14 protein-coding genes and 2 pseudogenes are annotated in these 15,326 nt (G+C 35.4%); 13 read left to right on the top strand and 3 right to left on the bottom strand.

All coding sequences use genetic code 11. The features are described 5' to 3' along the window. Nucleotides 1–60 precede the first annotated feature (60 nt). Nucleotides 61–462: a cytosolic protein gene (locus AC1DVK_RS22075; RefSeq protein ID WP_284470640.1), complete on the top strand. Its 402-nt coding sequence runs from the start codon at nucleotides 61–63 to the stop codon at nucleotides 460–462. A gap of 307 nt (nucleotides 463–769) precedes the next feature. Here AC1DVK_RS22075 and AC1DVK_RS22070 read toward each other — a convergent pair whose 3' ends face one another. After that, the gene (locus AC1DVK_RS22070) at nucleotides 770–1,291 is read right to left on the bottom strand and encodes a DUF2179 domain-containing protein (RefSeq protein WP_477627379.1); all 522 of its coding nucleotides are present in this window, start codon (nucleotides 1,289–1,291) and stop codon (nucleotides 770–772) included. A gap of 242 nt (nucleotides 1,292–1,533) precedes the next feature. Between AC1DVK_RS22070 and AC1DVK_RS22065 the strand changes: the two genes are divergently transcribed. The 12 genes and pseudogenes from AC1DVK_RS22065 to AC1DVK_RS22010 all read left to right on the top strand — a co-directional run bounded on the left by AC1DVK_RS22065 (nucleotide 1,534) and on the right by AC1DVK_RS22010 (nucleotide 12,064). Continuing rightward, nucleotides 1,534–1,878 carry an avidin-fold protein gene (locus AC1DVK_RS22065; RefSeq protein WP_475721584.1) on the top strand — a complete coding sequence of 115 codons (345 nt, stop codon included), beginning with the start codon at nucleotides 1,534–1,536 and terminating at the stop codon, nucleotides 1,876–1,878. 27 nt (nucleotides 1,879–1,905) lie between these two features. After that, on the top strand, nucleotides 1,906–2,475 hold the full coding sequence (locus AC1DVK_RS22060) for a histidine phosphatase family protein (RefSeq protein WP_477627387.1): 570 nt from the start codon (nucleotides 1,906–1,908) through the stop codon (nucleotides 2,473–2,475). A gap of 70 nt (nucleotides 2,476–2,545) precedes the next feature. Next, nucleotides 2,546–3,214: an NAD(P)H-binding protein gene (locus AC1DVK_RS22055; RefSeq protein ID WP_477627378.1), complete on the top strand. Its 669-nt coding sequence runs from the start codon at nucleotides 2,546–2,548 to the stop codon at nucleotides 3,212–3,214. Nucleotides 3,215–3,497: 283 nt separating this feature from the next. Beyond that, nucleotides 3,498–3,914: a BlaI/MecI/CopY family transcriptional regulator gene (locus AC1DVK_RS22050; protein WP_477627377.1), complete on the top strand. Its 417-nt coding sequence runs from the start codon at nucleotides 3,498–3,500 to the stop codon at nucleotides 3,912–3,914. Beyond that, a complete protein-coding gene (locus AC1DVK_RS22045; RefSeq protein ID WP_477627376.1) occupies nucleotides 3,914–4,768 on the top strand; it encodes a M56 family metallopeptidase in 855 nt (284 codons plus the stop codon). The genes AC1DVK_RS22050 and AC1DVK_RS22045 overlap by 1 nt, the downstream gene beginning before the upstream one ends. 69 nt (nucleotides 4,769–4,837) lie before the next feature. Beyond that, nucleotides 4,838–5,266, top strand: coding sequence for a DoxX family protein (locus AC1DVK_RS22040; protein WP_477627375.1), 429 nt, complete (start codon nucleotides 4,838–4,840; stop codon nucleotides 5,264–5,266). A 671-nt stretch (nucleotides 5,267–5,937) separates the two neighbouring features. Further along, nucleotides 5,938–6,141, top strand: coding sequence for a hypothetical protein (locus tag AC1DVK_RS22035; protein ID WP_477627374.1), 204 nt, complete (start codon nucleotides 5,938–5,940; stop codon nucleotides 6,139–6,141). Nucleotides 6,142–6,288: 147 nt separating this feature from the next. Beyond that, nucleotides 6,289–6,714 (top strand): VOC family protein, encoded by a 426-nt coding sequence (locus tag AC1DVK_RS22030; protein WP_410863379.1) that lies wholly within the window; start codon nucleotides 6,289–6,291, stop codon nucleotides 6,712–6,714. Between the two features lie 829 nt (nucleotides 6,715–7,543). Further along, the gene (locus AC1DVK_RS22025) at nucleotides 7,544–8,323 is read left to right on the top strand and encodes a hypothetical protein (protein WP_477627373.1); all 780 of its coding nucleotides are present in this window, start codon (nucleotides 7,544–7,546) and stop codon (nucleotides 8,321–8,323) included. Nucleotides 8,324–8,701: 378 nt separating this feature from the next. After that, a pseudogene (locus AC1DVK_RS22020) lies at nucleotides 8,702–8,960 on the top strand (integrase core domain-containing protein); the annotation flags it as partial. 553 nt (nucleotides 8,961–9,513) lie between these two features. Continuing rightward, on the top strand, nucleotides 9,514–10,944 hold the full coding sequence (locus tag AC1DVK_RS22015) for a PQQ-dependent sugar dehydrogenase (RefSeq protein WP_477627372.1): 1,431 nt from the start codon (nucleotides 9,514–9,516) through the stop codon (nucleotides 10,942–10,944). Between the two features lie 547 nt (nucleotides 10,945–11,491). Continuing rightward, on the top strand, nucleotides 11,492–12,064 hold the full coding sequence (locus AC1DVK_RS22010; RefSeq protein ID WP_061466090.1) for a hypothetical protein: 573 nt from the start codon (nucleotides 11,492–11,494) through the stop codon (nucleotides 12,062–12,064). Nucleotides 12,065–12,618: 554 nt separating this feature from the next. Here AC1DVK_RS22010 and AC1DVK_RS22005 read toward each other — a convergent pair. Together AC1DVK_RS22005 and AC1DVK_RS22000 are read right to left on the bottom strand one after the other, a co-directional pair. Next, nucleotides 12,619–13,263: pseudogene (locus AC1DVK_RS22005) on the bottom strand (2OG-Fe(II) oxygenase). A gap of 1,049 nt (nucleotides 13,264–14,312) precedes the next feature. Further along, nucleotides 14,313–15,101: a HipA family kinase gene (locus AC1DVK_RS22000; RefSeq protein ID WP_289320310.1), complete on the bottom strand. Its 789-nt coding sequence runs from the start codon at nucleotides 15,099–15,101 to the stop codon at nucleotides 14,313–14,315. Nucleotides 15,102–15,326: the final 225 nt, after the last annotated feature.

The raw sequence follows: 15,326 nt of genomic DNA, 5'->3' as shown, positions 1-15,326 counted from the left end.
AATAATTTCGTTTAAATGGGGATACTATTGGTTATCCATATTTAACAGGAGGTTAGGATTATGAACACATTTATCGTGGGCTTTCATCAAGAAGATAATGTAGATAGCATGCAAGTGCAAAAACTGACGGCGGCTGAGTTTGAAAAAACAACATCACGCGGTTTTCGCAGATTATTTGAACTGGATACAAATATCGGGTATTTCGTTTTTTTTGATGCAGAAGATGATGAGGGTGATTTATCTCATCTTGTTTTGCAGTATGAAGAAGATAACCAGGATCCAAGTGATTGTTATTCCTTTTCTAAAAATGACTTTTATGAATTCATGGCACTTTATTTGCAAGGCATGGATGAAGTGGAAGATGCAGAAGATGATGAGGACAACGAAGAGTATGGACCAATCCATCATCTTGCCCATTTGATGTTTCATATTGTTGAAGAAGGGAAATCCGTAAAGCCTTAACTGCCGGGTGATGAGATGAAAGGGACTTGTGGGCTTTGTGGCAGTGTTGAGATTGAACTGACCATCTCCTAGGGAGTTAAGCGGCAGCCATTTACCAATTGCTTATCTCTGTAAATCATGTCATAAACAGATTCACGCACGCCTTGTACGACTATATAAAACGTTGTATTGCTAAAAGATGATGAAGCATTGAAAAAATACTTAAAGTGGATAAAAAACAACCGGTTACCAGGGCAGTCAAGATTAGAAAATCAAAAACAAATAATGCAAACGCCCATCTTTATAAAGATGGGCGTTTGCATTTCGTTCAGCTTGCTTTATTTTTCAACCGGTCCAGTAAAAATCCACCTTTAAAATAGCGTGGTTCATATGAAATGATGAAAGCCTTAGGTTCAAACTTTTCAACGGTTGCTATTAATTCTTGCTCCCGGTTTCGTTTTGTCAAGATTTCCATCCGATAGCGGTTGCTATCCCTGCCCTCACCCGTATAAAGAGTGACACCAAATCCGTTGTTCCTTAGGGTATCAACTAACTGTTCATTTTTGGTTTGGGTATTAACGGTTACATTAATAAAACCGATGGCGAGTTTTTGCTCAATTTTCGTACCAAAAATTATTCCGATTCCAAAACCGACTGCATAGACAACCATGGCGAGTATGCTTTGGTCACCGCCAAATACAAGGGATAAACCAAAAACGTATATTAACATTTCTGCGATACCCAGTATCGAGGCAAGTATGGTAATATTTTTTACTAAGAAAATGGTTCGCAGCGTGTATATCGGAACATAAATAAGTTGCAATAGCAAAATCAGAAGTATATCTTTCAATTGAGCACCTCACCAATATCTTCTAGTTAAATTTAGATGTTTCATCCTCGGGAATGTTCATACTATATGTAACATCTTCCATAATCTAACCACACTATAATAGTAGAATTCAATGGGAAATATTAAGTATTTTTTATGGAATTTCCATTACGAACGAATTAAGTATTTATAAGATTTTTCAATACCCTTTTTTTTATTAATTTGGTATCATTATCCTTACTGATTCATATGGGGGAATGTACATGATTAATTATGATGGACGGATATTCAGAGCAAAAGTCAATTCTGAAAATGGGGAAGTATCAGGAAATACATCTTTTCACTATTCACAAGAAGGTTCAATTCTTTCAGCAAGTTATCAGGGTGGAGAGATTGTTAAAGGTACGTTAATAGGGCTTGTCCATATGGATGGATCTCTTGAATTCAGGTATAATCATATCAATGAAAAAGGTGAAATAAGAGGAGGAAGCTGTTTTTCCACCCCTGAAATGCTGCCTGATGGAAGGATACGTTTGCATGAAAAATGGAAATGGTCAGATCTCGAGCATAGTGAAGGACACTCCATCATTGAAGAAGTGAAAAAATAAGATTCTGCATAGAGGGGTTTGAGGACAATTACTACTATTTGTTTAGTGCGGCATGGTCAAACAGATTGGAATGCACTAGGGAAACTGCAGGGGCAGACTGATATCCCTTTAAATGAACTAGGAAAGATACAGGCACGGCAATGTGGTGAATTTTTGTCTGAAGAGGATTGGGATGTAATCATATCAAGCCCACTAAAAAGGGCAAGGGAAACGGCTGAAATCATTTCCAATTATATCGAAGTTCCAGTAATTGAAAAAATAGCATTCACTGAAAAGAATTTTGGCGTCGCTGAAGGAATGACAGCAGCTGAAAGGGAAGCAGCATTCACGGATAAATTATATCCCGGTCAGGAAAATCAGGATTCTTTACGAAACAGGCTGATGAATGGGCTCCAGGAAATTCAAAAGGAATATCCTGACAAGAAAGTGATCCTTGTTGCACATGGCGCTGTCATTCATTTCATTTTACGATTGATGTCAAACGAGTCAATCGTTTCCAAAGAAATGCGGTTGTTCAATGCATGTTTGAGTACGATTAGATTTGATGCCGATTCTTGGATTATTGATGATTTCAATCAAGTGAATCATTTATCTTAGTCCTATCTTGGTTGGGGTTAAAAATGGGTATGGTTGATATTCAGGAGCTAATGAAGGAAAGAAGGAAATCATGACTAAAAAGACGGCATTGATTTTAGGGGCTACAGGTGTGGTCGGTACCCAGTTGGTTAAAGAGTTAAGCAGCAGCAAAATCTATAAGGAAATCCATTTTATGACAAGAAGGGAAACGGAATTCACAGAGCCCAAGTGCACAGGGCATATTGTGGATTTCGAAAATTTATCCAGGTATGCCGATTTGTTCAACGTCTCCGATGTTTTCATTTGTTTAGGTACAACGATCAAGAAGGCTAAATCCAGGGAAGCTTTTCGTAAAGTTGATTATGATTATGTAATCGAAGCAGCTAAAATGGCGAAAACATCCAATGTTGAAAAATTACTCGTCATAACAGCCATGGGAGCCGATTCCAAATCAAAGTTTTTTTACAGCCGTGTTAAGGGCGATGTGGAAGGAACACTACAACACCTAGATTTGAATTCTGTACATATTTTTCGTCCTTCCTTACTTCTTGGAGAACGAAAGGAATTTAGGGCAGGTGAAAAGATTTCTAGTATGCTAAGCCCATTTGCTAAATTTCTCTTTATGGGCCCTTTACGCCCATATCGTGCCATAGAAGCAAACAAAGTAGCTGCTGCAATGTATGCTGCAGCCCAAACGACGACAAGGGGATTTCATCTTTATAATTCTGATGAAATAGAGAGACTTTCAACAAGGAGTTAATCATAAATTCATGAAATGAGCCTCCAATAGGCTCGTTTTTTTTATAATATTACAGCCGTTTCGGATGTATCTGACAGCGGATGAACATTTGTAGCTGAAAAAAGGAAGTGGAGTATAACAGTGAGAACCTTGATAAATTGGAAAGTCCAGGCCAAAGGGGTCTGGAAAGGTAATAAAAGTCAATCAATAGAGAAATTCATGATACTACTTCATTTCTAATCTTCCGGATGAAACTTGATTCCAACAAGGTTTTCCACTACAATTCGTAGTGGGAGTGATAAAAATGAATATTAAAAATTTTAAATATGATGAAGTTGGACTGAATCGTTTCTTTGGTCCCTTGGAAGCTAATATCATGGAATATTTATGGGATAAAAATGAACAGAGTATTAAAGCTGTCCAGCAATCCTTGGAGCTTGACAAGCCTATCAACTTTAATAMTGTAATGACAGTCATGAACCGTTTAGTTGAAAAGGGCATTCTTGAAAAGAGGTCCGAAGGAAGGCTTTCATTATTTCGGCCCGTGCAGTCTAAAGCCGAGTTTTTAGAAGAGCAGTCAAAGAAACTGACTGAGAATTTGCTGGATGAGTTTGGCGGGACTGTCATTAGCCATATGCTTGATGCCATGAAAGACGCTGACCAAGGTTTAATTGAAAAATTGGAACAAAAAATTCAATCGTTAAAAAAGGATAAATTATAATGTGGAAGAAAAAGTCTTATTTTGTGATAAGCCTGAGTCTTTTAATTGCTTGTGTAGTATGGAGCCAAATGGGAGCGTTTTTGGTACATATCTTTTTTGGAGTAAATATTAAAGCCAACTTTTTTAAATTTTGCTTTAGTCTATTCAAGGAAGGTTCAGTTTACTACTTTGTAGTCATCACACTGCTCAATATAGTAATATCCTATAGTATATTGAGCACCCTTTTCAAAATTGCAGAGCAATATCTTCTATCCAGAAAGTTTAAACAAAAGCTTTTTACCTACAAAAACGTTGAAAAGACAAGGACAATAAATGAAACATTCAAACAGGTCAACAAAGATATCTTAGTTGTTAATGCTGATCAACCACTTGCGTTTACGCTTGGTTTCAGGCGACCTTTCATTGTTTTAAGCACTGGTTTAATTCAATTATTGGAACTTGACGAGCTGGAAGCGGTAGTGGAGCATGAAGCATTTCACCAAAAAAGATATGATCCACTGGTAATCTTTATTTTACAGTTGATCTCGCATTCGTTATGGTTTGTTCCACTGACAAAATGGTGTTATAAAAATTACAAAATAATAAGTGAATTATTAGCCGATGAATATGCGATTAATAAAATGGGCTCTGATTTAGGCATAAGCGCTGCTTTGTTGAAGTTAATTAAACATTTTAGCTCTGATAAATCAACTCCTGTCATTGTCCACTTCTCAAATGAATCGGTAAACTATAGACTTCAGCAATTAGTTGATCCTCATAAAACAATTCCTTTGAGGGCTGATAGTACCACGATTTTTGTTTCTATATATGTTTTGGTGATATTATTGGGAATGACTATAGTGATTGTCGGATGACTTTCACTTGATTTTTTTGCAAGTTTACACTACACTTTGTAGTGTAAAATAAATAAAAGGAGATGTGTAATGAATAAACAAGAAATCGGTACCTTTTTATTAAGAGTAATGTTGGGAATTACATTTTTGTTACATGGTTTGTCAAAGTTCCAAGGTGGATTGGATAACACTTCAGGATGGTTTCAAAGTATGGGCATTCCAGGGTTTTTGGCCTATGTTGTTGGTACAATTGAATTGGTTGGAGGATTAGCTTTAATTTTAGGTCTTGGAACAAGAATAATTTCTGCTCTCCTTATATTCATTATGGCTGGTGCAATTGTTTATGTGAAATTTCCAGCAGGTTTTATGGGGAATGGAGAAGGTACAGGTTTCGAACTGGACCTGGTTCTTATGATTATTGCACTTCACCTAGTATTAAATGGAAGCCGATTCCTATCTATAGACTCTAAGCTGCCAAACCCTAAAAAATCGAAAAATTCAGAAAAAATAGCGAGTTAATAAGGAAGGTTACCAAATTGAAACGAATGTATTAAAGTCAAAAAAAACTTTTCTACTGAACGAATTCAAAAAACTTAGTCAAGGAGCGGAGCTTGAGGGCATGAATCCGATAATTTACTTGGGTCATGCCTTTTTCATTTCACCTTGATTCGTTGATGTTTCTTTAGAAATCCCGATATAATCTTCTATTTCTTGTTTAAATGCTCCATGCACTGGAACTGAAGCATTTCAGATATAAGTAATTTACTATAAATTTGAATTGTCAAAACACATCCTTTCTTAATCCATTATGTTAAGGTCAAACAATCACCTTTGGAGTTTAAAGACCAGTCTTCAATTGTGGAGAATACCTGGATTATGCAGTAAAAGAGGCGATAGTATTTACTTTGATTGCTAAAGAACGTGGTAGTTCTGACGAGAATTTCCTTTAAGATCCAAAGAAATTGATAAAGCGCTACATCCCATTGAATAAAATCGGTAACCTACTAACAAATACTTCATATAAGCCCCCCTAATCTATTCACATTAAGAAATACCATTATTTTTATAAAGCTATACTCATTAAAAAGGTGACAAACGTTCCCTACAGAAGGATAAAAATACGAAGACCCCTCCTTAATTACACTTGTTTTATTTGATTCAGGGGATAATGAATATATGTTCTTCATAATTTGATTGTTAAAGAAATGCAAATGGTTCTTGAACCTTTCATAGATATACAGATGGACGAGGAACCTACTAGCTTGAGAGCTCTTGAGGAACTTCCAGCTGCTGTTGAATCAAGTATTAGAGAATTATTACATGTTCAAAATGAAAACCAACAATTGTTGAAGCATACATACACCGAGATAGGACAACCAATTGGTTTTGAGTGATTTTTATTGACGAACATACGTTCTCTGTTATAAAATAAAGTCATGGGTAATAATGGTATAGTGGGTATTGCCACTACAATTTCAAAAGGAAGCTTGGAAGTTACTCATGCCGTGTAAAAAAATTAGAACAAAAGGAGCTATTTAACTATGACCATGAGATTATCTCCCTATTTAATGATGAACGGAAATGCGAAGGAAGCGATCCAATTTTACGAAAAAGCATTGGATGCGAAAGTCCTTTTTAATCAAACCTTTGGAGAAATGCCAGAAAACCCGGAATTCCCTTTACCAGAAGAAGCAAAGGAACTTGTGTCACACGCAATGTTAAAGGTTGGAGAAACGGACCTCATGTTTTCAGATATGTTTCCGGGTCAAACCAGTCAAACTGGAGATCAAGTTACGATTTGTATTTCAACTAACGATATCGAAGAATCAAAGCGAATTTTTGAGTCCTTGTCGCAAGACGGACAAGTGAAAATGCCGCTCCAGGAAGCATTTTTTAGCCCTGCTTATGGGATAGTATTGGACAAATTCGGTATTACCTTTCAAATTTACACAGAGGCTCATCAATGATTTTCTCTAGGAAAAAAATATCCCCAAGCTATAGTAGCTGTTTTTTGAATCTTAGTTGCAACAGAAGGCACAATAGTTGAAAAATCAAATCCCAATTTCTCATTGTTATCACTGAGAGATTGGGGTTTTTAATATGGAATCTCCCTTACCGCATGGATGAAACTTTAGATGCATATTAAAAGCTCCCTTCTTAATGAAGCATCACACAATGGAGTCCCGTAAGTATTACGCGGATTCACAACAATAATTAAGGAGAGTTTTATTAAATCAAAATACCCCTCACAGTACACACTTTTCATTAATAATGTTTGTACTAAACTAATATAAGGCTGCCTAATAACCGAAGACCACCATTTGTGTCATGTCTTGGAAATGAAGGAAGATATCATTAATTATTCTTTGCCATCTTAAATTTTGATACCTTTTCGTTATCCTTCTGTGATATCTGTCATCTATTCTTTAACTGTTTGTTATTTGTATTGGAATTAGCTATGCTATTATTTAAAACATTAGCATACATACAAGCCAAATAGGATGTAACAAATTACAGATGGTACAGGCAGTGCTAAAGAAATAAAGTAGATAATTTCTTCCTAATGAGCATGATACCCTAAATAGGGGCATTAAAATCGAGAAAAAGCAGTCTTGAATAACTCACTCATATCATTGATCGTTTAGAAAATATATACACTTCAATTGAAGTCGGTTTGAATCGTTCCTTTTTATTATATGTATATCTATTAATTTCCCGCCAAAATGCCACATCTAATAGGGTAATATCACTCAATTTAACATTGCTTGGCGTAATAAGATGAAAAGGGGGAACTTTGTGAACACAGATCAAGCTTTCGACCTGTTAAAGGATGCAGGTGTTACAGAAAGTAGTAATATTCAAACTGTTCGACGATGGCTGCGTGAAGGAAAGATTAAATACGAGGGAGGAAACGGGAAAAGAAAAACTGGATATATTCTGGATGATACAGACCAAGCTTTCGACCTGTTAAAGGATGCAGRAATAACAGAAAGCAGTAGTATTCAAATTGTTCGACGTTGGTTACGAGAAGGTAAGGTTAAATACGGGGGAAACGGAAAGAGTAACACTGGATACATAATCGATGACAAATCCTCAAGGCTGGCAATAAATGATATATTAGATCAAAATAAGGACGAAATCATACACCGATTAAAATTAAAAATACAAGCCCAAGATAAGCAAATAGAAGGCATTGAGGAACTTAATGAGACTGCAAAAAAAATATTAATTCAGCAAAGGGATATGTATAAAAAGGAAGTAGTCATTCTAAAGAATGAAAAAAGTGAATTGCAAAATGAAACAAAGGATTTATTAAAAGAAAATATTGAATTACGTAATGAATTGATAAAAGTAAAAGCCAACATAGGAGATGATTACAATTACGGCTCCACTGCCCAATCAAATGATTATAGTGAAAAATTAGGGCTTTCAAGAATGGCAAGTTATAAAGAATTGTTAGCCGAATATAAAGGGTTATTAAAAATAACTCATCCAGACCATAACGGCAACGCAAAGGTCTTTCATTACATTAAGACTGATTTCGATAGTTTTAGAAATAGCAACAAAGGTAAATGATTTAGGGTTTAAATTCAAGAAAGAATGCTGAATAAGGTAAGGACTGTAAAGTAAAAACTAATAAGAGTTTGAATTCGAATTTAATAAAGAATCCTTGTTCTATAGTGTATTTATTTTAGAGGTTCCATGGTCTTGACAGATACATCAAATCTTATCAACCAAAGGATTTTCTCTAAAACGTGTTCAACGCTTAATGAGCAAGGCCAGTATTCGTTCTATCACGAAGAAAAAATATCGTTCTTATCCACTTCTGTATTGGATCTTCATTCAAAGAAAGTAGTAGTAGGGTATTTCTTTTCAAGTTCTATGATGACAGAACTGGTCTTAAAATCTTTTGATAACGCTCATTTTTCACAAAAGCCCTTGGTGGCTAGTTCCCTTCATACGGACCTTGGCTTACAATATACAAGCAGTGAGTTTAAATTCATCTTTTCCAAAACCACCTTATTAAGCAATCCTTTAGTCAACAAGGCTGTCCGTATGATAATGCCTGTATTGAATCCTTTCAAATGGAAACAAAGTCAATCACGTGCGATATCTCGACTATCAAACAGCTAAATTAGTGATGTTCCAATTTATTGAAGGTTGGTATAACCGAAAAAGAATTCACAGCAGCTTAGGATATAAAAGCCATTGAAGATAAAATTAGAAATACAGAACTTTTTGTGTCCAAAATATTGACTCAAATCCACAGTACATGGAAAAAGTGTGTTTTGAAATTAATCGAAACACGCTTTTTTATATTCAATTGAATCATCCTTTTATAAAAAAGTTTAATAATTTTTGTGATTCTTATTCAATTAAAGCTTCAGATTATGGAAGATCTCATTGAAGATAAGCTCCTGTTACTTTGATTAATTCACAATATTTTCAAGTGGGTTCCCTTTTACTTCCAGAAGTGCGTTGAAATCCATAAAGTAAAAAACTCCTTATAAAAAGAAATAAGCGGAAATTGAAACTTATTTAATCGAACTAATGTAAATCCCTTTTAATAACACCAGTCAATATAAATGCAAAAAACAACATCTATGACTGCGTTTAGTAATATAATCAATTTGAAATGAACATACCAAAAACGGACCATTATTAAAAGGAAATTTCCCCAATTCCTTGGCCCTAATTTGATACTAATAGAGCATCCCTAATCATATTCTTATAATAGAAAACAATAAAAAGGGGTGTAAAGTTAGTTGGTAAAAGAAAAGGTTAGCTTACGACCCATTGTAAGTAAGATAAATTTACCCACCGTTTTGAAAACAACTATTCTTCCGGGTAACTCAATTGAAAGCTTATTTATTGCAACTCAGTTAGGAGAAATCTTTTACATAGGAAACGGAGTTATTAGGATTTTTTTAGATATTCGCTCGCGAATCTTAAAATTAGGTAGTTCTGAACAAGGTGTTTCAGGTAGGGGATATGATGAACGGGGATTAATAGGGCTAGCATTTCATCCAGAATTTTATTATAACGGTTTGTTTTATCTTCATTATTCAGTAGCTGGAACACAAGGTCCAGGGGCCCTTACTGAACATTTTATGCCTAACCCGTGTGATCCCAGAACTTTAAACCTAAAGTGGATAAATAGAGAAACTCAATATGATCATATTGATACAGTTGAAGAATGGATTTTACAATCGAATGGTCAACCTCAAAAACGACGGACATTACTTAACATAAGAAGACCATTTTTTAATCATAATGGTGTCAATAGCTTAAACTTTTCACCTGAAACCGGAAAACTTATTTTAACAACTGGAGATGGTGGAGCAGGCTATGATCCATTTAATTTAAGTCAAGATGATATGGAGATAGCTGGTAAAATAATTGAAATTGATGTAGTTAAGGATACATTTATCGATGATCCACCCGTAGTCACACGTTTTAATGAACTTCCCTCACCTATTCAGGAAACGCTTACGGTAATTGCAAAAGGGGTTCGCAATATAACAGGCATTTCATTTCAAAAGTTTTATAATCAGTATATCAAATATGTGGGGAATGTCGGACAGGATATGGTAGAGTCAATTTTTTCATTCGTTCATTATAAACCAATACCGGTTACTCAGCTTATTCAAGCTTCTTTAATGAGAATTAAACCTGACCAAGAAGGATTTATTAACTTTGGTTGGCGAGGGTGGGAAGGTGCTTTTCCTACTTCGTTTATAAAGGGCTGTTCTGAAAACCCGGCTTTGAATGAGAAAACGATTGCTTATTACAATGACACAGTAAAAACTTCTGTGAGGCGTCTACAGCCTTTAATTAGTTATTTTCATAAAGATCCTCGCCCCGATAAGTTTGGAGGAACTGCACTTACAGGAGTGCAGCCGTATATGGGGAATAGAATCCCAAATTTAACGGGAAGCGTTGTGTTTACCGATCTTGCCCGGAAGGAAGAATCTCGACCTCCGGTTAGAGGGGTTTTAGCTTATACCAGGGTAAGTACAGATTGTAAACTAAACGATTTTAGTGTTATTGAAACTGATTATAACTTTTCGACGCAATCAGCTTATTATGTTAGTTTGGGAACGAATCTGGATCAAACCAGTCTATATTTAGGGGTTTATGGCTCTATGAAAGCGACTGAATTAAACAAGGGTACTGTTTTTGAAATTGTTCCATGATTTATTAAAACTATAAAATTCGACGGCTGGAATATTTGTCATATATTTACTGTATTTGTGACAATAAAGACAAAGTAGAAAATTTCAAAATAGAGCTATTTGTAGTTTCGTAATAAAGTTTGTTCAAAAATACCTTGCACACCCATGCCCATCAGCTTAAGGAATTCATTGTTCCCCCAAATGAAAAAAAGGAAGGAACACCAAAGGGAGAGTATGCGCCTGTCCAAACTTGCTCATTTGAAACACGGGAATTTGTAGCTGTTCCTTGCCAAAAATACATTTTTTTATGGGGATCAAGATAACACACTCTTGTTCCGCTTGGAGTAAGAAGAAATTTCAGCATCTGCAATTAGCATTTCCCATCGATTAGTAAACGTTAAGTTAATTGGAGTTGTAAACTTTTTCCGCAAATACTTTAATTTTTTTAAATAACCATGGAGGGGCAATCCTCATTGCAATTAATTAATAACAGGAAATACAGCATAAAGCGAAAGGGTATGAATAGTATAGAAAGTGACAAATTGGTTGTTTTTAGGGGGTGGTTTTAATCAATCGGTTTGTTCGTTATTGGTATCAATTGATGATAGGGACAGCTGCAAACTATGTTCCTGTAAGAAAAATGACACTTGCAACCAAGTTAGTTATTACAGCCTTATTAAGTACATTTTCCACTATGCTTCAATCAGCAGGGGGCTTTATGCCTGGTATAGGCTTTCTAATTAGTTTTCTGGCGACATTACCAATTTTTTTAGCTACTTGTTTTTCTATCCGCCAGGGAATCCTCTCTTATACCCTTACGATTTTCCTTTTATTTATTATTCAGCCGAGTGAACTAATTATCTTTCCATTTACAACAGGTTTATTAGGTCTTGCGATGGGTGTGGCCTTTTTACAATTGAAGAGGAGAATTGTGGTTGTTTCCTTTTCATCAATATGTCTACTTACGGGTATTATGGTGATTCTGTATGTATTCCGTTTTCCAGTGCTAGGCCCTACTGTTGATACAACTATGGATCCAAAGGTTATTGCAATAATATTTATATTGAGTTTTCTATACTGCTGGATCTTCGCGGAACTTTGTAGAATACTCATGAATAGATTGTGTCGGGCATTGCCTTAACAGTTGAGTAAAATCTTTTTGAACGAATAATCAGAGTTTGGACGTTTGGGGTATAAGGGCGTGGAAACTCTAGCGGATGTTCCTCATGCTTTTCCACCTTTACATACTGCCCGTTGGGTAAGTGGTGTGCAAATACATAACATAACTGCATGGTGAAAAGAAGTGCAAAGTTAAGTTAATAAGAACTTGGATATCCGGATTGCCAAACAAACATTTCACTGGATGGAGTATACTTAGAGATGCCTTAAAGCATTTAATAGCAGAAGGGGTAAGACGAAGTTTTGGAGGTCCATGGACAAGTCTTAATTTGGTTATTGGTCATTTATTTGATTTCACCTTGTGTCCATATTTTATCAGGAAAATCCCTTATGAACTAATAGGTGTATTAGTTCATTAAGGAACWCGATGAGAAAAAAAGATGTCTATTTTCTGTTTTTTTTCTCGAACTTCATTCTTCATCTATTAATACAGATATAAAGGTTTKAAGGTGACAGTTATGTGGGAGCAGGAAGTGAATTAAATCTATCATTTTTAAAACATCTGACATCTGGAGACTATTTTTTCCTTCTCATCCATTGTGTTGCAACCCATTTTTCACCAGTGATAACGGGTGCTCCAGCGTGTAGAGTTAGTTCGTTTAGATTTTTGTCGTTATAGAAGTATTCGAAATACACAGCCATTCCCTTTCGCGGGGACACTGAAAAATTCAGTTTAGGAAAAAAAGTTTCTCCCCCATGCTCCACATCATTTAAGTACATGATGATTGTGCTAATTCTATTATTTTTTGCTGCTATACTTGAGGATGTAAAAAAATCAAAATGGGCTTTATATTCTTGCCCAGGAGTATATTTAAGAATTTGAATACCATCTCCATGTTCAATGGGTATATTCATGATTGTTGAAATCCTTTTTTCGATTTTGGTAATGATTTCATATTCATTTTCTTGAAAAAACATACTACTGCTCGTTCTTATCTCATTTACTTCGTGCTTAACTCCAATTTTGGAACGATTCATTCTGTCTTTTGACAATTAAATAAGTCCGTCACATTCTTCGTCACTCAAAACATTCCCTAATATTACAATTAGCGGTTCATCTAATCTAGCAATTACATTAATGTCTCGGTCTTCCGTTTTGATTTTATTTCCAATATGATTAAAAATAGTTTGTTCTTTACTTATTTTATTTTCCACCGTCAACTTTCATCGACTCCTAATAGAATGAATTTTCTGAACAATTAGTTTGAATTGCCACTGTAAGCGTTTTACTATGTTAATTATACCATGAACCTTTTTATATAACTGTTTCTTAGTTCTTGCTGACAGTGCTCCGATTATGAGGTGGACCAGTAAAAATTACTGGTGACCTAGCGCTTGACTATGGCAAACTCTAATCATTTACATAAAATAATCTGCCCAAGTCACTTTGCAAAGATATTCATGTGTGTATTTTCACCAAAATTCATACGTGAGTTTAATTCCTTCTTCATCAATTATAGAAGGACTTTTCAAAAAAAGGAACGTATTTCTTTTCGTAATAAGCCGTTCAAGAAACTTAGAGAAAAAGAGAAAAAGAGAAAAAGAAATGTATGATAGGAAATGTGAAGGAAGTGAACGAAAGCGGAGGACTTTAAATCTATCAGTGTTACTGAAGGGATTAAAAAGGTGATGTAATAAAAAATCCAACTTCGTTTCCGCTGAATGGTAAGGGGTCGCAAGGGGCCGTTTTAAAAATTTCTTCAGACAAATGTGTGAAAATTTGTGCAAAACCAGAATATGCCATTAAAGAGGGGGATGTATTGAAAATTGCACAAGAGTCATCCACTATTCCACGGCTTTATGGGTGGGGCAAAACTATATTATTATGGAATATCTTGAGGGGTCAACTTTATTCCAATATTTTGGAATTTTGAGGGATCCTATCCGGAAAATTGATGAGGCAAATTCTTTTTGTGCTTAAAGAAATGGAGCGTTAAAGTTTACCAGAATGGATGCCTATTTGCGCCACATTATTGTAACTAAAGATGAGGAATTAAAAGTAATTAATCATTATAGCTCCTATACAAGGAATCGAAACAGGCTAGAGTCGATATTCAAAGGTTTAAAAAGTTGGGTCTATTACCATTGTTCTTGGAAGAGTTAAAAGAAATGGATCCCGAGTCCTATATGGAATGGAAAGATTTACAGATAAAAAAAGTAACTCCTTTAAAGCTAATAAGGAGTTACTTTTTTCTGGGGAAAAACCAGCGTTATTTTGGATTGCTATGATGCTGGATGATACGATTAACGATATCTGGCAATTTAATTTTCTGGTCTAAAAGAAACTTGTAGAGAGCATCTCTATCCTTCGTACTCACATTCCACTCTTTTGGGATTGATTCAATCACTTGATATATCGATTTGTTCGGCAAATTCACTATTTTTTCAATATACGATGTAAGCTCTGTGTGATCATCGAGAAGAGAGAAGGCCCATTTATAAAAAGGCCAATGGTAGTTATATACCGGTGTTTCTCTCAGCGTTTGAGCTGACCATTGGTAACGTCCCGGAAAAACTCTGCCATGATCAATCATATGGACATAATAGCCACCATCACTGAGATTTTCCAAAATGACATTCATCGTACCTCGATCAGAGTTATTTACCCATTGGTCGAATACCGTTATACCGGCCAGCATATCTCGGTTTTTAACATCCGTCTTAGTGGGAGGATTCTCTCTAACATTTTCGAAAACTGTACTGTTTTTAATAAAAACACAGCCATATTGGTATCCAGAACTATAGTTGTGTTTAGTGGATTGTAATTCAGGAGTTTTCTTGATAAATTCCTCCGGTATATATACAAGATCAAATGGGATAACGGGAAGTGAAAGGAGCTCTGCCAATTTGCCGATCAGGTATTCATTGACCACTTCTTTTTCTCTTTCTTTCTTAGTATCGAACCACTTCACGACATATTCTTTACCATCGCTGAAAAGAATGACATGTGCGGTTCCGCCCCTTAATGTTTGTACATATCGAACTGGATATTTTGTCATATCACTTTATCTCCTTTAAAAATATTTGTCTAGCTCTATTTCTTTTTTACCTTGTCTTTTTTATTAACCATATTGCTCTTGTATTGATCGATAAAATTGGTTATAAGATTCGGTAAATGACCTTTTGTTCTAAAAGAAAAATATACAGCGCTTACTTTACTCCTTCGAGAACCCGCCCTCTACAGGGATGGTTTGGGTAACTTCATAGTTGATTCGTTGGGAAGG

It is taken from the genome of Peribacillus sp. P4_B1 (genome assembly GCF_056402395.1).
The sequence above is the reverse complement of the archived record's forward strand: the minus strand, read 5'-3'. Positions and strand labels throughout refer to the sequence as shown.